At 37.1% G+C, this 21,154-nt stretch carries 20 protein-coding genes and 1 other RNA gene; 11 read left to right on the forward strand and 10 right to left on the reverse strand.

Annotated elements, in window-relative coordinates:
* Positions 1–149 precede the first annotated feature (149 nt).
* The gene (locus AC3ITD_RS11060; RefSeq protein ID WP_489366436.1) at positions 150–2,573 is read right to left on the reverse strand and encodes an alpha-ketoacid dehydrogenase subunit alpha/beta; all 2,424 of its coding nucleotides are present in this window, start codon (positions 2,571–2,573) and stop codon (positions 150–152) included.
* Positions 2,574–2,739: 166 nt separating this feature from the next.
* On the opposite strand from AC3ITD_RS11060, the gene AC3ITD_RS11065 reads away from it, so the two are divergent.
* Together AC3ITD_RS11065 and AC3ITD_RS11070 are read left to right on the forward strand one after the other, a co-directional pair.
* The gene (locus tag AC3ITD_RS11065; RefSeq protein WP_056850381.1) at positions 2,740–3,132 is read left to right on the forward strand and encodes a DUF1573 domain-containing protein; all 393 of its coding nucleotides are present in this window, start codon (positions 2,740–2,742) and stop codon (positions 3,130–3,132) included.
* Between the two features lie 62 nt (positions 3,133–3,194).
* Positions 3,195–4,394 (forward strand): pyridoxal phosphate-dependent aminotransferase, encoded by a 1,200-nt coding sequence (locus AC3ITD_RS11070; RefSeq protein ID WP_265801291.1) that lies wholly within the window; start codon positions 3,195–3,197, stop codon positions 4,392–4,394.
* 353 nt (positions 4,395–4,747) lie between these two features.
* Here the strand turns inward: AC3ITD_RS11070 and ssrA are convergent.
* Positions 4,748–5,114: a transfer-messenger RNA gene (gene ssrA, locus AC3ITD_RS11075) on the reverse strand.
* A gap of 234 nt (positions 5,115–5,348) precedes the next feature.
* On the opposite strand from ssrA, the gene AC3ITD_RS11080 reads away from it, so the two are divergent.
* Positions 5,349–5,558, forward strand: coding sequence for a hypothetical protein (locus AC3ITD_RS11080; protein WP_265801289.1), 210 nt, complete (start codon positions 5,349–5,351; stop codon positions 5,556–5,558).
* A 207-nt stretch (positions 5,559–5,765) separates the two neighbouring features.
* A complete protein-coding gene (locus tag AC3ITD_RS11085) occupies positions 5,766–6,062 on the forward strand; it encodes a hypothetical protein (RefSeq protein WP_265801287.1) in 297 nt (98 codons plus the stop codon).
* Between the two features lie 154 nt (positions 6,063–6,216).
* Here the strand turns inward: AC3ITD_RS11085 and AC3ITD_RS11090 are convergent, their stop codons facing one another.
* From AC3ITD_RS11090 to AC3ITD_RS11110, 5 genes are all read right to left on the reverse strand, one after another.
* Positions 6,217–6,528, reverse strand: coding sequence for a luciferase domain-containing protein (locus AC3ITD_RS11090; RefSeq protein WP_489366439.1), 312 nt, complete (start codon positions 6,526–6,528; stop codon positions 6,217–6,219).
* A 107-nt stretch (positions 6,529–6,635) separates the two neighbouring features.
* Complete coding sequence (locus AC3ITD_RS11095; RefSeq protein WP_489366441.1) at positions 6,636–7,538, reverse strand: SRPBCC family protein; 903 nt, start codon at positions 7,536–7,538, stop codon at positions 6,636–6,638.
* Between the two features lie 109 nt (positions 7,539–7,647).
* Entirely contained in the window at positions 7,648–8,535 is an 888-nt protein-coding gene (locus AC3ITD_RS11100) for an SMP-30/gluconolactonase/LRE family protein (RefSeq protein WP_489366443.1), read from the reverse strand.
* Between the two features lie 292 nt (positions 8,536–8,827).
* The gene (locus AC3ITD_RS11105) at positions 8,828–10,627 is read right to left on the reverse strand and encodes an ABC transporter ATP-binding protein (RefSeq protein WP_489366445.1); all 1,800 of its coding nucleotides are present in this window, start codon (positions 10,625–10,627) and stop codon (positions 8,828–8,830) included.
* Positions 10,572–12,308 carry an ABC transporter ATP-binding protein gene (locus AC3ITD_RS11110; protein ID WP_265801280.1) on the reverse strand — a complete coding sequence of 579 codons (1,737 nt, stop codon included), beginning with the start codon at positions 12,306–12,308 and terminating at the stop codon, positions 10,572–10,574. Before AC3ITD_RS11110 ends, AC3ITD_RS11105 begins: the two co-directional genes overlap by 56 nt.
* 389 nt (positions 12,309–12,697) lie before the next feature.
* On the opposite strand from AC3ITD_RS11110, the gene AC3ITD_RS11115 reads away from it, so the two are divergent.
* The gene (locus tag AC3ITD_RS11115) at positions 12,698–13,543 is read left to right on the forward strand and encodes a CvfB family protein (RefSeq protein ID WP_489366447.1); all 846 of its coding nucleotides are present in this window, start codon (positions 12,698–12,700) and stop codon (positions 13,541–13,543) included.
* Positions 13,544–13,618: 75 nt separating this feature from the next.
* Here AC3ITD_RS11115 and AC3ITD_RS11120 read toward each other — a convergent pair whose 3' ends face one another.
* Together AC3ITD_RS11120 and AC3ITD_RS11125 are read right to left on the reverse strand one after the other, a co-directional pair.
* A complete protein-coding gene (locus AC3ITD_RS11120) occupies positions 13,619–14,287 on the reverse strand; it encodes an MCP four helix bundle domain-containing protein (RefSeq protein ID WP_265801278.1) in 669 nt (222 codons plus the stop codon).
* Positions 14,288–14,500: 213 nt separating this feature from the next.
* A complete protein-coding gene (locus AC3ITD_RS11125) occupies positions 14,501–15,934 on the reverse strand; it encodes an ATP-dependent DNA helicase (protein WP_265801277.1) in 1,434 nt (477 codons plus the stop codon).
* Between the two features lie 149 nt (positions 15,935–16,083).
* On the opposite strand from AC3ITD_RS11125, the gene AC3ITD_RS11130 reads away from it, so the two are divergent.
* The gene (locus tag AC3ITD_RS11130; protein ID WP_265801275.1) at positions 16,084–16,281 is read left to right on the forward strand and encodes a hypothetical protein; all 198 of its coding nucleotides are present in this window, start codon (positions 16,084–16,086) and stop codon (positions 16,279–16,281) included.
* 69 nt (positions 16,282–16,350) lie between these two features.
* Here AC3ITD_RS11130 and AC3ITD_RS11135 read toward each other — a convergent pair whose 3' ends face one another.
* Entirely contained in the window at positions 16,351–17,490 is a 1,140-nt protein-coding gene (locus AC3ITD_RS11135; RefSeq protein ID WP_265801273.1) for a putative sensor domain DACNV-containing protein, read from the reverse strand.
* Positions 17,491–17,869: 379 nt separating this feature from the next.
* Between AC3ITD_RS11135 and AC3ITD_RS11140 the strand changes: the two genes are divergently transcribed.
* The 5 genes from AC3ITD_RS11140 (at position 17,870) to AC3ITD_RS11160 (ending at position 21,121) form a co-directional block, all read left to right on the forward strand.
* Complete coding sequence (locus AC3ITD_RS11140) at positions 17,870–18,676, forward strand: DUF3822 family protein (RefSeq protein WP_489366451.1); 807 nt, start codon at positions 17,870–17,872, stop codon at positions 18,674–18,676.
* Positions 18,667–19,203: a 16S rRNA (guanine(966)-N(2))-methyltransferase RsmD gene (gene rsmD / locus AC3ITD_RS11145; RefSeq protein WP_489366453.1), complete on the forward strand. Its 537-nt coding sequence runs from the start codon at positions 18,667–18,669 to the stop codon at positions 19,201–19,203. The genes AC3ITD_RS11140 and rsmD overlap by 10 nt, the downstream gene beginning before the upstream one ends.
* Positions 19,204–19,389: 186 nt before the next feature.
* Entirely contained in the window at positions 19,390–19,851 is a 462-nt protein-coding gene (coaD, locus tag AC3ITD_RS11150; protein ID WP_056850396.1) for a pantetheine-phosphate adenylyltransferase, read from the forward strand.
* Between the two features lie 171 nt (positions 19,852–20,022).
* Entirely contained in the window at positions 20,023–20,526 is a 504-nt protein-coding gene (locus AC3ITD_RS11155; protein WP_489366454.1) for an RNA polymerase sigma factor, read from the forward strand.
* On the forward strand, positions 20,516–21,121 hold the full coding sequence (locus AC3ITD_RS11160; RefSeq protein ID WP_489366456.1) for a hypothetical protein: 606 nt from the start codon (positions 20,516–20,518) through the stop codon (positions 21,119–21,121). Before AC3ITD_RS11155 ends, AC3ITD_RS11160 begins: the two co-directional genes overlap by 11 nt.
* Positions 21,122–21,154 lie beyond the last annotated feature (33 nt).

Here is a 21,154-nt window from a genome sequence, read left to right on the forward strand (position 1 = left end):
ATGCGCAGTTGGGAAATAGGAAACATAGTAGGGATGATAAACTTATAACCTCGTAATATAACTGTTTTATTACAAACGTAACTGAATTATCAATAATATTCTATAAGTGCCTTCCGAATCTGCGCATATTACATTTTTTTAAACGAAACTTAATAGATAGAAGGATATTTTGATGGGTTGGCATCATGCATCATCTCGTATATGGTTTCAATAATATCATCAACCGAAGGTTTACTAAAATAATCTCCATCTGACCCAAATGGCGGCCGGTGAGCCTTTGCCGTCAATGTTTTAGGTTGGCCATCCAAGCTAAAATACCCTTTCTGACCCTCCAATATCTTCTGTAAAATATAAGCTGAGGCGCCACCTGGCACGTCCTCATCTACAATTAATAACTTGTTTGTTTTCGCTAATGAGCTTGCGCAAATGTTAGTTTTATCAAAAGGCAATAATGTTTGTGGATCAATGATTTCGACCGAGATACCCATCGTTGCCAATTCTTCTGCCGCTTCCTGAACCAGTCTTAAGGATGAACCGTAGGAAATTACGGTGATATCTGTTCCTTCTTCTAAAACTTCGGCAATGCCAACCGGAATGGTAAAATCGCCCACATTGCTGGGCAGGTTTTCTTTTAAGCGATAACCATTAAGGCACTCGATAACCACTGCCGGTTCATCAGCCCTGAAAAGCGTATTATACATCCCCGCAGCCTGAGTCATGTTACGAGGAACACACAGATGCATTCCTCTTAAAGAACCTAAAAGCATGCTTATTGGCGAACCCGAATGCCAAACCCCTTCTAAACGATGTCCTCGGGTACGTACAATTACCGGCGCTTTTTGAATTCCTTTTGTTCGGTAAGATAATGATGCTAAATCATCACTTAACACATTCAGTGCAAATATTAAATAATCCAGGTATTGAATTTCAGCAATAGGTTTTAATCCCCTCATGGCCAAACCTATTCCCTGCCCCATGATAGTCATTTCGCGAATACCGGTGTCGGTAATTCTCAATTCACCATATTTGGCTTGTAAGCCGGCAAAACCTTGATTTACATCACCAATGTTTCCTAAATCTTCCCCAAACGCAACCAATCGCTGGTCGCGAGCAAAATTTTCGTTGAAACAAGCATTCAGCACTTCCCTGCCATCAACCATTTTAGACTGATCGTCGTAAACTGGATTAATAACTTCAATTTGGTCGGGACTTTCCTTACCATCTGTATGGAGTTTGGAATTGTATCTCTCCTGATTCAACACCTCTTGCGCCTTATACCATTTTAGCAGTTCATCTCTTTCTGTTGATGGAAATTTTGTTGATAAGCGAATAGCCTTCCTGGCAGAAGTAAACACTTCCCGGCGTTGCGCATCTGCCGTTGCCGCCAATTGAGCCGCGATTTTTGCCAATTCTGGTTGGTGTTGAACCATTCTATTTACAAGATCGACAACCTTTTTTTGCTCTGGTTTTATACTATCCAAAAATTCGTTCCATGCTTCTTTTTGTGCATTGCGAACAAATATTTTTGCATTTTTTTCTATTTCTAAAATTTCTTCGTCGGATGCCACAGCAGAATCAAGCATCCATTCACGCATTTTTAATATGCAGTCATGCTCATTTTCCCAAGCCAATCGGTCTTTGGATTTGTATCGTTCATGAGAACCAGAAGTAGAATGTCCTTGTGGCTGCGTAAGCTCGGTAACATGGATTAAAACAGGTACATGCTCCTCTCTACAAACGGCAATAGCCTTCTCGTAAACTTCGCATAAAGCCGGATAATCCCATCCTTTTACTTTGAAAATTTCGTAACCCGGTTGTTGTGCATCTCTTTGAAAACCTTTTAAAACTTCAGAAATATCTTCCTTTGTGGTTTGGTATTTAGCCGGAACTGAAATGCCATAAGCATCATCCCAAATTGAAATAGCCATTGGAATTTGTAATACTCCTGCAGCATTTATGGCTTCAAAAAACACACCTTCTGATGTTGAGGCATTGCCTATTGTACCAAAAGCCACCTCATTTCCATTTACAGAGAAATTTTTGAGATAGTCAAGCTCCTTGTTATTTCTAAAAAGTTTAGACGCATAAGCTAAACCTACCAGTCGGGCCATTTGACCCCCAGTTGGAGAAATATCAGATGAGCAATTTTTTATTTGAGTTAAATCATTCCAGCTTCCATCTTCATTGATAGATTTGGTAGCAAAGTGACAATTCATTTGTCTTCCGCCAGAAAATGGATCTGCCCCATCGGTTGGATTTGCGTATAACTGTGCGAAGAATTGCTTGATGGTAGATATACCCGTAGCAAATGCAAATGTTTGATCGCGGTAATACCCGGAACGCCAATCGCCGTTTTTAAAAGCTTTAGCCATTGCCACCTGCGGTACTTCTTTACCATCGCCAAAAATGCCAAATTTAGCCTTCCCTGTTAACACTTCCCTACGCCCTAAAACACTAGCTTGTCTGCTTTCAAAGGCGATTTTATAATCATTAATAACGATACTTTTAAAATCGTTAAAACTTAATTCGGAACGGTCAATAGAGTTGGTTATAAATTTTTCATTCTGCATCATAATCAAATATTGGTTGCGGCAAATATATACAAAATTAAAAGTTTGCCTTTATCTTGAATTGTAAAATTATATATGGGAGGAGAAAATATAATTGGAATAGTTTTTGTTTTAAACTGAAAACATTAAATTTGTTTTAATAAAAATTGGAAAATAATTTCAACATAACATGAAAAAGATCTTAGTATTATTCGCTTTTGTTTTAGGTTTTGGTATCGCGGCAAATGCGCAGGCTAAACCAGCTGAATTTAAATTTGAATCTGAAACTCACGATTTCGGAAAAATCGCTTTAAATAAGCCTGTTACCTTTGATTTCAAATACACAAACGTGGGTGAAGAGCCGTTAATTATTTCAAAAGCAGAAGCAAGCTGTGGTTGCACAGTTCCAAAATACACAACTACACCTATTAAGAAAGGCGAATCAGGTGTAATCTCAGTTACTTTTAACGCAGCTGCAGGTCCATCACCGTTTTCAAAAGCAGTAACCATTTCTTCAAATGCTAAAACACCTATTAAAGTGCTTTATATTAAAGGTGAAACTGTTGCAGCTACATCTAAATAATATTTAATTTAAATTATAGTTAAAAGTCCCGATTTTCATCGGGACTTTTTTATTTTTGTATCATGCCAAAAATTTCACAAAAAGGCCTGCAGATGCCTGCTTCGCCAATCAGAAAATTAACTCCATTCGCAGATAGAGCAAAACAGGATGGAAAAAAAGTTTTTCACCTTAATATAGGCCAGCCAGATATCGAAACGCCTGAAGGAATGCTAAATGCTATAAAAAACATCGATTTTAATGTTTGGGCATATACCCCCTCAGAAGGTACATTGGCTTATCGTTTAAAATTAACGGAATATTATAATAAGCTAGGCTACAATATTACGCCAGAAAATATCCTAGTAACTGTTGGTGGCTCAGAAGCCATTACCATAGCCATGCAAACTTGCGTTAACGAGGGCGATGAAATCATTATTCCTGAACCCTTTTATGCAAATTACAATGGTTTTGCCTGCATGAGTAATGTGGTTGTAAAACCAATTTTATCATATATCGAAAATGGTTTTGCATTGCCCCCAATTGCCGAATTTGAGAAGCTAATCACAGAGAAGACTAAGGCGATTATCATTTGTAATCCTAACAATCCAACAGGATATTTATATTCGAGAGAAGAATTAGAAGCTTTAAAAACATTGTGTGTAAAATATGATTTGTTTCTATTCTCTGATGAAGCTTACCGCGAATTTTGCTATGATGGCCGGGAATTTATCTCGCCGATGCATCTGGATGGATTAGATGAAAATGTGGTGATTATGGATACAGTGTCTAAACGTTATAGCGCTTGCGGTGCTCGGTTAGGCTGTTTAATTACTAAAAACAAAGATGTTATTGCTTCGGGATTGAAATTTGCGCAAGCGAGATTAAGTCCAGGCATGGTTGAACAGATTGCTGGTGCAGCAGCTGTTGATACGCCTGATAGTTATTTTGAAAAAGTAAATACTGAATATACTTTACGTAGAGATACTTTAGTTAACCGTTTAAATAACATTGAAGGTGTTTTTTGCCCTAATCCAGGGGGTGCATTTTATGTGGTTGCAAAGTTTCCTATTGATGATGCCGACAAATTTTGTCAGTGGATTTTGGAAGATTTCAGTTATGAGAACCAAACCGTGATGATGGCACCAGCTACTGGCTTTTACTCTACACCCGGTTCTGGCAAAAATGAAGTTCGCATGGCCTACGTGTTAAATATTGCTGATTTAAATACAGCGATGGACTGCTTGGAAGTTGCGTTACAACAATATCCAGGAAGGAAAATATAATAGAAGCTAGATTAAACTAAAAAGGGGTTGTATCATAAATCAATTTCTCCCTGGATATTGTCACGTTGAGTTTATCGAAACGCTATTTAAACCAATTTTAACGAGTCCTTCGACAGGCTCAGGATGACATCTTCCGTCTATGCTACAACCTCTTTGTTGTGGAGCCAGTATATTCCCTTCGCTGGCGCACGCGTGTCACGTGTGCATTTAAAATCTCAACACCAATTTTATTTCAGGTACTGACTAAGTACCTTTTTTAGTGCCTAAAATTGCATCTAATAATCTAAATTATTCAAATAAAAATAGCATTTTAAAACAAAAGACCCACATAACTTAATATGTGAGTCTTTTTTCGGTGGAGCCGAAGGGAGTCGAACCCTTGTCCAGTTGTGAGATAACTTATACCTTCTACATGCTTATTTTTCAATTGATTTTCGGGAAATAAACGGGCTGAAAACCGACCTTATTTAAATCCTTAGATGCTTTATCTCACTTCAAATCGCATCTCTTTGAAGCCAGCTTTGTTGTTTCGATGCCCCAGATTCTAACCCAACAATGCAGCAGTTAGAGGGACAAAAGCTAATTAGTTCTAAACTAAGCAGCTAAGGCGTAAGTATTTTCGCCAACTAAAATGTGAACGTTCTCTTTTAAGTGCTCTCCGTACAACGCACTGCATGCTAACATAACCTTCGCCACCCTGTCAAATCCAAGAACGGCCCCAGTTCGTTTTCAGTTGATAGTTCTCAATTATTTAACATAACATCAAACCAACTGTAAACAGGACTGCAAATATACAAAAAGCAAGCCAAATAGACACATAAGATAGCTGAAGAAAATATTTAATCTCAGATTTCTCCTAAATTTATTCATCAAATATTATTTCAATAAAACCTAAGCAGTAATTTCAGTCAAAACCTTCAGTTACTTTTTTGGTTAATTACTAAAAGAATAATTATGAAGGTAAGCTTTTCAGAAATATTTGATGTTGTCGAAGGCAGCATCAACCCAAAGGTGCCAGTAACATATAATGGCTCTGGTTTAAATCCCGGACAAAGTTTTGCATTGGACGAAACAGTTATGGGGGTAGATTTTTCTCAATATACCAATGGATATTTGGAAGTAATTAAAGAAGATGGAATTTACAATATTCAGTCATTCTATTAATGCCTTATAATTAAGATAAAATTATTAACACATGAAAGATTTTAGTTTTCATCACCGAAATCCATAGATGAGCCATTATTTATATAATAAGTTTGTTTAATTGTTGAAAACATCATCCCATAAGTAATCAAGGATGTATTACTTTTGCCTACAATGTTGTCCAACTATAAAATACTATATCTTTTTGAAAACGCTGAAACCCTGATCATGGAAGTTAAGCGTACTGATCTACCTGAAGGTACTGATATCGCACAGGTCTATCACTGGCTATACCTGGATAAGCTGACCTTTTCAATGGTTAAATTATGGTTTCGGTCGATGGATTCATCGGCAGAAATAGAGGAAAGATTTTTCGAGCAGGGTTATTTGAAATTTAGTAACACCGAAGCAACTTTTATTGAGAAGTATAATTCATCTCAACATAAATTAATTAATTATACTCATCATCCCCTATCAAAGGATACCCATCATTTAATTGAAGATTATTTTAAACAGCCTAGTTAATGCTGATTTTTTTAAAATAAAAAAGCCCCTCAATCCTGAAAGGGCTTTTTTTGTTGTCTATCCCTATATTCTAGGAATAACAAAATTAACTAACATGGTTAATAATTTTGAGGTATGAATAAACTGAACAGAATTATTTATTTCTTGAAATGATTTAAAGTTTCTGCCTTCTATTATAGGCTAAACTTAACAACGAAAGCGCATTTTCTACATCAGTTTGGTTTTTAATATAAAGACTTACCCAACCCGATTTTGCAAAAATGTGATGCTCTCGTGCAATTCCATCGGCAATAAGTGCCTTTTTTGTCTGTACACTAAAACGTATGTCAAGAATACCATTGCTGTGCAAATGTCCTAATTCTTTTTGCTGATAGTTAAATTGCGTACCGCCGAATTTGTGTAAAGAGATAGACGTACCGTCCCAATTCAATACTTCTTCTTCGATTTCGTCGAACCAAGAAAGCATTTGCGGATTTGAAATGCATATCCATATTTTTATTAAACTATCGTAAATCAAACCGAATAACGGGACAGATTTTAAAAAATCTAAATATTTTATAACAAAGCGAAATATCATTTCTCGCTCAATAGTTTGATATGATCCATAACTCTTAAATGAACATTCCTGGTAATGCTTTCTGCCCAAATATCATAATACCATATTGGAAAGACATGAAGTCTATACCAACTATTCCCGATAAGTGTTGTGGTTCCATCGCCATTGTCTTTTAAAATAAATTGTCCTTTATCAATATCGATATGCCCCATAATCTCTGGATCTTGAGGTTGATTGACAATATCAAAAGTTAGGTTTTTATTCACTTCAAAAGCAACTATTTTCTCATCGAATGTATATCCATTGCTAAAAATACATTTTCTACCGGCGCCAAGTTTATTTGCGGTAACTGTGGTTTGCATCGGACTCGGCATGCCTAGCTTGAATAACCAATATTGATTTGGCTGCTTAATTTTTTCAAATGCAATAACATTTTTCCATATTTTATCTGGCGTTGCTCTAATGATGATCTCGTCTGAAACCATATTCTCATATTGGTGGTCGGATACCGAATCGGCAATAAAGATTAATAAAAGAAGGGAAACAAAGCTGATGTTCATTTTTTGGCCACGCCTTTTAAACATCACCTTTCCAATAAATGCTCCGGTAACTACAAATGCAAATATCAATGGAGATACAATTATCAAACAAATTGTACCTTCTCCAAGAAAAAAATAGCTTAGTAATATTGCGATAAAACCATTTAAAATAGAATTCCATATCAAGGTTTTGTTAGATAATTTATAGTCTTTCCAAAACCAGGCGCTCATAATTCCCATTAGCATTGGTAGAATAATAAATTCGGAAAATACCAATACACCCCCACTGGATGGGTTAAGCATCTTATTATTACCGATGATAGATAGGATGATCAGGTTTGGAATGACGAAACCTAAAATCTTTTTGTTTGATTGATTCATTGCGTTAATCTTTAAACAAACATAAATTAATATCTCAAACTTTCAAAATATACTGAAAATAAAATATTAATTACAACTAATTCAAGAAAAGCAATAACTAGTTGCGCACTTACTCAATGCCTTTCACCGTAGTCTCTATCTTGTAAAGGGATTTTGATGCGGTGATGAATAAGATATTTTTGTTTTTTCCTCCAAAACAAAGATTACCACACCATTCTTCGGGGATGTCAATATGACCAATCTGTTCGCCAGTTGGCTTGTAGATATTCACGCCTTTTCCTGTTACAAAGATATTTCCGTTGCTATCTAGCGTCATACCATCAGAATTTTGATTGATGATAACTTCTCTATTACTTAAAGAAGCATCAGCATTAATTTTATATCGATAGGTTTTATTGGCAGCCATATCAGCAACGTACAGGAATTTCCCATCGGGTGTTCCAACTATTCCATTTGGTTTTTGTAAATCATCTGCAACAATGATGGCAATTTTCTTGCCTTTTGGAAGATAATAAACGCGTTGCTTTTCGAGTTCTGGTTTTTCCCTTTTCCAGTAATTGCGTTGATAATAGGGATCGGTAAAGTAAATTCCTCCCTTGTTATCCAGCCAAATGTCATTCGGTCCGTTAACTTTTTTACCCTCAAAATCGGAAAATAAAACCGTTATTTTTTTGTTTTTATCGATAGACCAGATTTCATTATTTTCATCAGCACAAACAATCAGGTTTCCTTTTTTATCAAAATAAGTGCCGTTAGCTCTCCCCGATTTATCCATAAATAAACTCAGCTTTCCATTCGTATCATATTTCCATATCTTATCATTAGGCTGATCGGTAAAAAAAACATTTCCTTGTTTATCTACTGAGGCACCCTCGGTAAATTTGAACTGAGAAGAAATAAGTTTTAGACTATCCTGAACAAAGATTGGCTTTGGAGATTGTGCATATGAAAATGAGGTGACTAAGATGAGATAAGAGAAGGAAAAATATTTTTTCATGGGTTGATATTTGGTTGGGCAAAGTGGGGATTTATCTATTGCGATGCAAGTAAAAATGTTGTGTAATTATTTTGCACTGTCATTCTGAGCGCAGTAAAGAATCCCTAACCAATTCGTCACAGAAAACATAAATGAAGAACCTCTTTTAATTGATTCTGCGTTTCATCGCTTACAGATTCTTCATTTCATCCAGAATGACAGAAAAGGGAAAAATAAATTGCCATACTAGAGTCTGCCTGCCCAAAGAAGGTGCCCAAGGAAGGCTTTAATGTTGCAATAGCAGGTACGCTAGTTAACTTACTCGTTTTCCTTTGAGTAACATATCAAGCGCATCATTAAGGGTTCCAGCCTTCTGCACTTCGCCTTCGTTTACAAAGTAAATTTCATCGGCGTTTTCGATGGTATTTAAGCGGTGCGCAATGATTACCAACGTAGTTTCCTTTGATAATTTTGCTAGAATGCTTCCCAGCAGTTGTTCGGTAATAGTATCGATATTTGCAGTGGCTTCGTCTAAAATTAACAATTCCGGGTTGCGTAAAACTGCCCTCATAAAGGCAATTAATTGTTTTTGTCCTAAACTAATACTATCAGCGCCAGAAGTAATTGGTGTATTTAATCCTTCATCAAAAATAGCCAAAAGGGCATCCAGGTTTGCATCATGAATAATTTTTTTCAGTTCATCATCACTCACTTGTTGGTATTGGCTATTGCCATAAAGGATATTGTCTTTCACGGTTCCGGTGAACAAAAACGGCTCTTGCAATATGAAACCTATTTTTTTAGTACGTTCTTCTGCAGTAAACGAACGAATATCTTTGCCATTAAGTAACACTGTTCCCTTTGTGGCATCGTATAAGCGTGAAATTAATGAAGCAGTAGTTGTTTTTCCACCTCCTGTGGGTCCGATTAAAGCATAAGTTTTACCTTTCTCGAATTTCAAATTGATGTTATGCAAAATCTCTTTCGAATCATCGTAAGAGAAATGAACATTCTTAAATTCCAACAAAGCATCAGATGTAGTGGCTTTTGAATCTTCAACCTGACCTAAATTTGTTTGTAAAAACAGGATCTGCGAAACCCTATCCCAGCTTGCCATTGCTACCTGGAAACTAGTCCAAAGTGCGGCTAACTGCCTTAAAGGGTTATAAAAGTTAGTGCAGTAAGAGAGGTAACTTACCAGTAAACCCAAGGAAAAATGACCAAAAGAAATTAGATAAATACCAAATAGCAAAACAATTAATTGTGCCGAGCTAGAGAGTAAGCCATAAACTGGAACAAAAATATTATTGGCTAATCCGGCTCCAATAGCTGTTTTGTAATTCTCTTTATTTGCCTCGTCAAAACGTTTTCTAAAATAATCGCGACGGTTAAAAGCAATAATAACCTTGAAATTGTTTAAGCTTTCCTGAATTTTGGCACTTAAACCGCCAACACTTTTTAAGTTTTTAGCATTTTTATTTTTCACCCATGGAGACAAAGCCATGGTAAAAATAACGATAAGAACTGCTGGCGAAAGCGCTGCAGCACCCAGTTCAAAATGAATGGACAAAAGGAAAACACCGGCACCAATCATGGTGATAATGCTGCTTACAAACTGCATTAACGATTGCGAGAAAAACTGATTAAGCTTGTCGGTATCGCTGTTCACCCTCGAAATTAAATCGCCAGCCTTGTTCTCATTAAAAAACGAAACTGGTAATTCCTGGAGTTTATTAAAAATAGCATTACGCAGCGTAAATAGCATCCTCTGCCCAATTCCACCCATTAATTTCGTCTGCGTATAGCCGGTAACCATGGCAATAAGATACATTACCAATAAAATTCCACCAAAAACCAACACACCATGAAATTGCTTGGTCCTGATGTACGCATCGATAGTATGTCCAACCAAAAGCGGTCCGAGCAGTAACAATCCTGAGTTTACTAAAATGGCAATCAAAGCCAACCAAAGATTTTTATGCTCGCCAGAAATGAATTGGAGCAATCTTTTAAGCGCCTGATAGGTGGATTGCTTTTCCTGCTGTGATTGCAGCTGGTTAAGATTGTATTTCATAATTACTGGTGCTCTGTTGTGAATTATAAATTTGAACATACTCAGGACTGGTTTTTAGCAGTTCCTGATGGGTTCCTGACGCGATAATTTCGCCTTGCATTAGCAGAATAACTTGATCGTAATTTTCGACGGAGGCTATCTTTTGAGTAACGGATAACAAGGTTATACCGGGATAATTTTGTTGGATATTTTCTAAAATCCGTTTTTCGGTGTTGGTATCTACCCTGGCGGTAAAATCATCAAGCAATAAAATTTTCGGATTTACCGCCAATGCCCTAGCTAACATGATACGCTGCTTTTGCCCACCAGAAAGGCTATTGCCCCGCTCGGAAACGATGGTATTCAACTTCTCTGGAAGACTTTCTATAAAATCTTTCAGTTCGGCAGTTTGAATTGCTTTTGCCAAAGATTCATCAGTTACGGTATCGCTGAAAGCAATATTTTCGCGAATACTCATATTAAACATAATACTATCCTGAAAGACAAAACCAACCTGTTTATGGAAATTCTCCTGATCATATTGATTCAGGTCCTTGTCATCAAACAGTATTTCCCCAGAGTTTGGAGTAATTAATCCTGTTAAGATGTATAGCAATTGCGTTTTCCCTGCAGCTGTCGGACCTATTACAGCAGTTCTCGAACCTGCCTTGGCACTGAATGAAATCGCTTTCAGGATTGGTTTTTGTCCGATGGTTAGCGAAATGTTTTTGGCTTCTACATTACCGATAATCGGTGCTGTTAACAAACCCGGATGCTTAATTTCTGGCGCATTTAAAACACCTTCAATGCGTTGATAGGAAGCTGTTGCCTGAGCAATTACATTACTCATAAAACCAATTACCAAAATAGGAAAAATGATGAGCGCTAAATAGCTGTTGAAGGCTGCAAACTCACCCAAACTCATGCTATTGGCAATCACGAAGTGCCCACCCAGTACTAAAATGGTCAAGCCAGATAAGTTGGCCACGAAAACGATAATAGGAATTAAACCTGCAAATAAACGAAGAATGGATAAGCCTAAATCTCTGGCTTTTGCATTTGCATCGAGAAATTTATTATACTCGAGTTGCTGCGAATTAATTACCCGAATAAGCGCCGAGCCTAAAATACTTTCGCTAATGACCTTGTTTAGCCAATCGATTACCTCGCGACTTTTGATAAACAATACCCTCACCTTTTTTAGTACAAAAAAGAAAGCGCCGCCAATAATAGGTACAATCGCAATAACGCAAAGGGCAAGCTTCCAATTAATCATCAGTAGTAAAATACTGGCACCAACAATTAAAAATATTGATGAGGCAAGCGAAACAATGGCCTGAGAAACAAACATCTTGATCGAATCGGCATCGGAAGTAAGGTTTGTAAGCAATTTTGAAGGATTTGCCTGAAGAATATAAGCATGACTCTGACGCGAAATCTGGTCGGAAAGTTTAGTTCTCAGATCTCTTGCCACCTTCTCGGAGGCATACGTTTGTACAATACTTTGCAAGTAGGTGAAGATAAAAACCAGCACAATTGCCAGGGCAAATTGAAGTAATATCGAATTTAAATTAAACGTGTTGTTGGTGTAAGAATCGATTCCTTGAGCGATAATTTTCGGTAGCAATAAATTAATTCCATTACTTAACAATGCGAATAAGATCAGCAGAAAAATTAAGCCTTTGTATGATGCAAGCAAACTAAAAACACTCGGTTTTTTAGCCTCTTTGGGTTTTGCCATGTTGGATACGAACTTTTGTAAAATTCAAATTTAACCCAATTATCTGAATAGATGTTATGTTTAATTTAAATTATTGAAGTTAACCTGGTAACCCAATCTACCTTTATTCTCGCAAATGCGGGAATCTTGTAAGGCAGAACGGCATCGCTTTGCTCCATCCTTTGTTACTAAACGGGATGGCAGCAATATCCTTTTTGAGATTTGACAACTTTAATAGCGCTGTAGAAAGAAATTGGTCAAAACTCTTTTTACAAAAAGATTTAGCGAACAGCCCGGCTGCAATTCCCGATGAAGTACTTCAGCACCTTTCCAAATAATTTTTAAAACATAATACAAGCAAACATTGCTACCTTTACGGCACAACCATTGAAGAAAATGGTTTCCATATTATGATTGAAATAGGAAAATATAACGAATTAAGGGTTTTAAGCAAAACAGAGGCTGGTTTAAACCTAACAGACGGCGATAAATTGGTTATTCTGCCATACCAATATGTACCAAAAGGCTTGGAAATTGGCGACAATGTAAACGTTTTTGTTTATATCCAAAAGGATGGTCGCCTTACAGGAACTACCCAGAAAGCTTATGCCGAAGTAGGCGATTTTGCTTTTCTAAAAGTTGTTTCGGATGGAGAAGTTGGCACTTATATCGATTTGGGTATTGATAAGGATGTTTATGTACCGACCAAAGAACAAAAACGGCCGATGCAAAAAGGCTATAAATATGTGGTTTATTTATATTTAGATGAAAATAACGAACGCCTTTTGGCTTCGTCAAAATTATACGATTTTGTTGAGGAGGAAGATTTCGATTTCGAAGAGGGCGATGAAGTGAGCTTGTTAATTACTGAAGAAACAGATTTGGGTTTCAACGCGATTATTAATAACACTTACATTGGCTTACTGTACCATAATGAAGTTTTTGATAATATTCAGGTTGGAGAGCAGCGTAAAGGCTGGATCAAAAAGATCCGTGTAGAGGGCAAAATAGATTTGACTTTACAACCGAGCGGATATGGTCATATTCTGGATTCGAAAGAAATGATTTTAGCCGAATTAAAGAAAAATGGCGGTATCATTGAACTGGGCGATAAGAGTTCTCCCGAAGAAATTTACCACTGTTTCCAGATCAGCAAAAGTGCTTTTAAGAAAACGATTGGTTCACTTTATAAAGAGCGTTTAATTGTACTTTCTGATGATTCGATTCGGTTACTAACTGACGATGATGCAGAATAAATAGACTTTTCGCCACAGATTTGCAGGATATTTTTTCTTCATCAATTGAGATAATCTGCGAATCTGCGGCAGAGTTTAATTCAAATTAAACTTATCATTCTGGATTTTTACCATGTTTGATGCCGAGATAATCGACACAATCATAATTCCGATAAAAACGGCCAGAATACCTTGAAAGGTTGAATAGATTTTCGTTCCTGAAACAAAGATTTTAGAATCCCTAATCAGTTCATCGCCCACTTTCGACTGGATTTTAATTAGGGCCGAAAGTTTTGTTAGCGTTTGAGCAGTGGCACTTCTCCCAATTGACTCGTAGATTTGTTTTCGTTCATTACCTGTAAGCGCAAGCATCTTACTTTCCAATTGCTCTTGAATATTTAGCGCAATTTTTAAATCTTTAAGAAAAGCTTTTTCTTGTTTTACCAGTAAGGTTAATTCGTATTTATTGATAACGGAATCGATTTTTTGATTGTGTTTTTTAATCTGTAACTGGTTATTTAAGGAATGACTTTCATTGTTTACCAAAGCATCCTGGAGAATGGTATTTTTATGGTAAAGATTTTCCGCAACAAAGTATAAATCGGTCGCTGGCACCAATCTGTCGTTATACATTGAGATGAAAGATTCGTTAATTTTATCTACACTTTTATCTTCCAAAAACCGAATGAGCAAAGTGCAGCACATAATGCAAAACAATAAGAAAGCTATCTTCAGTTTGTTTTTAAGGCTAAATGCGAATTTCATAGTATAGATTTGGTTAGCGAGTCAAGGTAAGAATTAAAGCGTAATAACTGCAAAAGATATCATTTCTAACCATAAGAACAATTAATCTACTATGTTCTTGAATGTCTGTTATGTTAATATTTTAATCTGCTATAACGGTAATTCTCTCTGTGTTTATCTTGTCCATCCGTGGTTAATATTTTATTAGGGCAAGTAAATCTGTGCAATCATCATCTAAAAATAATCTTCCTGTGCAGTTTTCGCAAAAAGCTGTGGCGCAAAATTAACCAAATATAACTCCTTTTTGGCCCTGGTTACCGCCGTATACAACCAGCGCAGGAAATCCAAATCAATCATTTCTTCTGTCAAATAGCCCTGGTCGGCAAAAACAGCATCCCATTGGCCACCCTGAGCTTTATGACAAGTAACCGCATAGGCAAACTTAATCTGCAAAGCGTTGTAAAACGGATCGGCCTTGATAGCCAGCATCCGCTCCCTTTTATTTGCTATATGTTCATAATCTTCATTCAAACCATCAAAAAGTTTTTTATTTTGCTCATAAGGTAGATTTGCTGACTCGAGATTCAACGTATCCAGCATCACTTTACAACTTATTTGCCCAGCAGCAGAGAAATCCATAAATTCTAACGTGGCATCGGCAAAGCGAAAACCGTAACGCTCTTCTTCTCCCCTTACTCTAATTACTTTGGCCATGTCGCCGTTGGCAATAAAAGCTGTCTCCTCGTTTTCAGGAAGCCAGAAATAATTGTTCCTAACCACCATAATCTGGTCACCACCGGTCAATTCCTCTTCGCGATACAACAACCTGGCCCTGATTTGCTGATTGTAAACATTTGCAGATTTATTCGAGCGGCAAACCACCAGCGTATTTTCCATTCCAAATTTTCGGTAAGCATATTCCAAGCCTTCAACCAACCGGGCGCCTGCCATGTTGTAAATATCTTTATAATTCTTCGTTAAAAATTTTGGCAAAGGATTTTCAGGATTTTTAGAAATCTGGTTCCTCAACATGGTTGCATTGGCTAAAATGCCCGATTTTTTTTCCTGTCGAACCACTTCCTTCAATTCCACTGAAGTGACTGTCAATGCAAATTTATCTTTCAAATATTGCTCGTTTAAAGCAGGACTTTCCAAACTTCCAACAGGGGGCAATTGTGCCGTATCACCCACAAAAAGCAGGAAACAGTTTTTGGTATTGTACACAAACTCGAGTAAATCTCTCAAAATCGAAGAACCTGTTTCATTGAATTCATCAGCGATCATTGAGGCCTCATCGATAATAAAAAGAGTATTCTCTGATAGATTTGGCGCCAGTTGAAACTGCATTTCAGGTGATGCTGCTGAACGTTTTCTGTAAATTCTTTTATGGATGGTTAAGGCTTTGCGATAAGAATACTGGCTCATTACTTTGGCTGCCCGCCCGGTTGGAGCCAATAATTCACTCCTCAAATTAAACTTCGCCAATACTTTTACCAACGCGGCCACGGAGGTCGTTTTACCGGTTCCGGCATAACCCTTCAACACAAAACACCTGTACTCATCGTCCTCCTGCAGAAATTTCGACATCCGCTCGCAAAAAAGCAACTGTTCTTTTGTCGGCGTGTGTGCATAAGCTTGGGCAATGAGTTCACTTTTATCGAGGTACATGGATTGTTGAATGGTTCTACTTTAAAATTGTTTTAAGCAGCGTTTGTTTTAATAATTTGGAAAGCAATAGTTTTGCTAATCAGTTGCTGCAGTCCGTCTTTCCCTGCCCGTCCGGCAGGCGGGCGCTGTATCTTTTAAAAACTGCTGTCATGCTGAGGCACGAAGCATCCCTGCCTACCGCAGGCAGGTGTTTCATCGTTTGCAGATTCTTCGTGCCTCAGAATGACTATGTAAACGATTTGCTGCAATTTAAAAAGATGCCGCTGCAATACGGTTTAGGTGGCAAATATAGAGGTATTTTTAATGTTAGTCCCGGCGAAATGGAAAAAGCCAAAACATTAACTTAAATAGAAAAATTGCCGGCTTGAACTAAATGGATTAAGATTGCTTCATACCTCTCAATGACGACTTTTCACTTACAACAACAACGTTTCAATCCGATGTGCCATCACCATATTCTGCTGCTTACTCCAGCTAAAAATAGTAAAATGTCCATCCTGCGAGGCCACTAAACCAATCGCCTGCGGTTGATCATTAACAAACTGTGCGACCGAAAAATGCCTGGTTCCTCCCAATTGCCCAGGATACAAAATTGCATCTTCACCCCCAACAATTGGTTCCGAAAAAGCAATTTGTTCTACGGTGGGTTTACCCTTCGCCCGGCCAATCTTTGCGCCAAAAGCAATCAAATCGAAATCCTCGTTAATGATAGTAGCACCATCAACCGCGGTTAATCCAGCTAAATGTTCTACTTCCCGACGCAAGGCGCCTTGAGAAAAAATTTCCGTTTGATTTCCACCTTGTTTAGCCAGATTTGATAGACCACAAAACGGTGGTTCAACCAGATATTGTATAGGATGAATGATTGACTCCTGCCACTTGGTATCGTTTTTAGGTACAATTAGCAGTGCGCCGCCCCTTCCGTGGCTCCGCATCGAAACCGAAAATTGGATCAAAATATTAATCGGATCGTTCCAACTAGCCAATACGGTTAAATCCAATAATGCTTTCAAAATCGGTGGGCAATCACGGTTAGAACAAGATGTATCATCTACAATTCTAATCTGCTCGCCTTTTAATACGGCAACGTTGGTGTACTTGCCTATTCCGTAAATTCTGCGGTGCTTAATAACGATGAGTCCTGGCTCCGAAACATCAACAACGAAACAGAAATTAGGTATATTTAAAGTTGTTCCCCAAATATAAAGTTCGCCATCCTCCTCCCACACACCAAGGTGAATACCCGAACGTTCTACACCAGGCGCAACCTTAGTTATGGTATTCGCATTAAGTTGTAGTGGCTTAGCAAATTTTAAAGGTTTGGAGGTTTGCGATGGGGGTAGAAAAGCAATAGAAATACGTGGCGAATGTCCTTCTTCTTTTCTTAAGCTACTCCAAAAAGCGACATCAATCAATGCCTCGATGATTTTTCGATTTGGCTGGGTGGCCAGATCGAGCTCACCTTGGGCAGCTGCATTTGCATGCAGTTTAACAAAATGTTGCTCAATTTTAGCCGAAACAGTATTGGCAGCTTTATAAGTAGGCTTGTAACTCATGTTCCGAATTTAGGTTGAATATTTCAGATTCTAAATAAGCGAAAGGTTTGATTTTGGTAAAAAGATTTACGAGGATTTTAACCGCGAAGAGTGTAAAGATTTTGTTAACCACAAAAGCCGCAAGAAACACGAAGTTGGGTGCAGCGTATAAGGTAAAATTTTGAGTAAAGTATTTGCCGCAGGAACACTGAAGTCACGGAATGGAAAACAGATAGTAAATTTTCGCGTAAATCTGTGTTTTCGTGGCAAAACTAAGCATCATGTCATCCCGAATTAAATTTAGAAATAACGACCGCCTAAAACCCAGCAAGTTTGCGCCCCTTGCGAAAAACTTAGCGAGGTTTTCGGTTAATCCTTAAAAAACTCTATTTTTGTTTCAATGAGTAAAAACAGTCTTTTATTAGTCGATCCGAATATTAAAACTGATGCCTCGGTAAACTGCCATTTATTGTTAAAAATAACGAATGACAGCTTTTCTTATGCAGTGATTAACAAAGATTCTGATGAGGTTAGTATTATTTTTGATAAACAAGGCTGCGAAGATTTGGAAAAAGATTTGAAATCTGCCTTTGAAACTGATGTTTATCTATCTCAAAACTATGGTGCGATAAAGGCTGCTATTCATACCTCAAATTTCATTTTTATTCCTGACGAATGGTTTGATGCTGCTGATCTATCCGTTTACTCCAAATTTTTAGGTGGTGACGGCAAAATTTACACCAAACACCATAATGAATTAGGCTTCAATACACTTTTCTCATTGGATGAAAAAGTGGAGAAAAAACTTCCTGAAGACACAAAATTTTATCCTCAGTCTTCACCCTTATTAGCTTTGTTTAGTCATTTATCAGCTGATGCTTTATTGATTGATTTTACGGCATCTTCATTCAATGTGCTTCTCGTAAAAGACAAGAAGGTCAATTTTCAAAATCACTACGAAGCGGAGAATCCGGAAGAGTTTAATTACTTTTTATTATTGATTATAGAGCAATTGGGTTTAACGGATGCTATTCCGGTTTACTTGCAGGGCATCATCAACGAAGACGACGATTATTACAATACACTTCTAAAATATTTTAATAACCTTTACTTTTTTCTTCCCGCAGGAAAACAAAACAGTGAATTGTTGGCCGATATGCCTAAACACTATTTTAGCGGATTACTTGCTTTAGATTTATGCGAATAATTGGAGGCAAACTAAAGGGGATTCGTTTGCAGCCTCCTGCAAATCTACCCGTTCGCCCAACAACGGATATGGCCAAAGAGGCTCTTTTCAATATTTTAAATAATCAGTTTGATTTTGAAAGCTGTACCATTTTGGATTTATTCAGTGGTACGGGAAACCTGACATTTGAATTTGCTTCCCGCAATGCAGAAAAGATTTTAGCAATCGACATGGATTACGGTTGCGTAAACTGGGTAAAATCTACTACAAAAAAGTACGAATTCAATCAAATTGAAGTACGCAAAGGAGATGTGTTCAAATTGCTGAATCAAATGACGGGTTCGTACGATATCATCTTTGCTGATCCGCCGTACAACATGCCGAACATTCCCCAAATACCTGTGTTAGTCGCAGCGCAAAAGCTACTTAAGCCTGATGGACTTTTGGTTGTGGAACATCAAAGTAATATGAAACTAAATAGCCAGCCTGGTTACACCGAAACCAGAAAATATGGAAATTCTTCTTTCAGTTTTTTTGAGTTTAGTTAATTTTCGCAAAGAGCACAAAGGTTTTAACTGATTACTTAAATGGTCGTCATTGCGAGACACGAAGCAATCTTTTTTTAGGAATGTATATATCCGGTTAAGGTTGCTTCGTACCTCGCAATGACGTGAGTATGAAAAGGTTTGTGCTCTACCCTTTTTCCTTTCCGCTTAAAAATCTATATTTGAAATATGAAGATAGCGCTATTCCCAGGTTCCTTTGACCCCATTACCATCGCTCACGTTAACATTTTGCAACGTGCTACTCCCCTTTTTGATAAGATTGTAATTGGCATTGGTTTAAATAGTTCCAAGCAAAATTTTCTTACTGCTGAGCAGCGACTTCAAATTTTAGAAACAGTTTTTGCGGGTTATCAAAACATCGAAATCCAAACTTACGAAGGTTTAACTGTAGATTTTTGCCGCAAAATAAATGCAACTTATATGGTTCGTGGTATTCGCTCTGCTTCAGATTTTGAATACGAAAGAGCGATTGCTCAAATTAATCAAACCATGATGCCCGAAGTAGAAACCATTCTACTTTTGAGTAAACCAGAATACTCAGCCATCAGCTCTACTATCGTCCGCGATATTTTAAGAAATCATGGCGATGTAAGTCCATTTGTACCCAAAGAGGCTTTAGGTTTTTTATAGCCCTTCTGGCAAATCAATTTTCTGATAAAAAAAATGTAACGTTTTCGAAAATCCGCTACCAATGGAGTAAATAAATATAAATGAAAACTCGATTGGTGGATTTTCCTGTGATGAAAAGTTTCTTGAATTCGTCACTAATTCTGGTCATTAAGTAAATATCGAATGCCATTAATGAAGGAAACTGAAACGACATTTCTGACCCTGATTAATCAGCATAAAGCGATTATACATAAAGTTTCGAAAATGTATCTGAACGATGTAGAGTTGCAACGCGATCTTTTTCAAGAAATAGTAATGCAGCTGTGGAAAGCTTACCCATCTTTTAAAGGGAACAGCAAATTTTCCACTTGGATGTATCGTGTTGCATTAAACACGGCTCTGGTTTACTTTAAAAAGGACAATAGAAAAGTAGATAAAACACCTCTTGATGAAAACATCGACATTGTTGATATAAATGAAAGTGAATTAAAAGAAGAAAAACTGGCTTACTTATATAAGGCAGTTCAAGAATTAAATGCTGTAGAAAAGGCTTTGATTTTTCTTTTCCTTGAAAACCAATCACACAGAGAAATTGCCGAAAACCTTGGAATAACAGAAGTTAATGCAAGGGTAAAGCTCAATAGAACCAAAGAAAAATTACAATTCATCATAAAGAAGAATGGCTATGAATTTTGACGATTTGAAAAACGACTGGAATGCTGAAAGCTCATCAGAACCTAATGTCTCAGCGGATATGCTTAAAATAAAACAAGCCCGAACTCCTGTTGATATCATCAGAAGAAAAATGAAACACGAATTTACTTACCAGATTGTTGCTTTGATTTTAATGGCTGCATTCCCTTACTTATTCGGTTTTTCTCCCCATATGAAATTAATTTTCCTAGCTTTTTTTGCGATAACGTGTGGTTTCACGGCTCATTATTTTTTTAAATTTTACCGATTTTACAAAAACTCATGCGATATGACTATGGATAGTAGAAAAAGTATTCTTTGGTTTTTCTATGAGATGAAACTGAATATAGAACTATACAAAGCACTGACATATATTATTGCTTTTATATGGGTAGGTTTTATATCTGTTTATTTACTTATCGAAAAAACTGGTGCAATAAACAAAGTTCTAGCCAAGCTTTCACCAACCTACATACTTTTAAATTGTTTTATAACCATTGTAATTATTGGAGTAATTACTGAATTATGGGCATGGTACTACTATGGAAGATATTTGAAACGTGTTAAAACTATAGTTGATGAGCTGGATTTTGAGTAAATATTAGTTTAATGAGAATTGGTCGTTTTCTTT

The organism is Pedobacter sp. KH_004 (assembly GCF_057840755.1).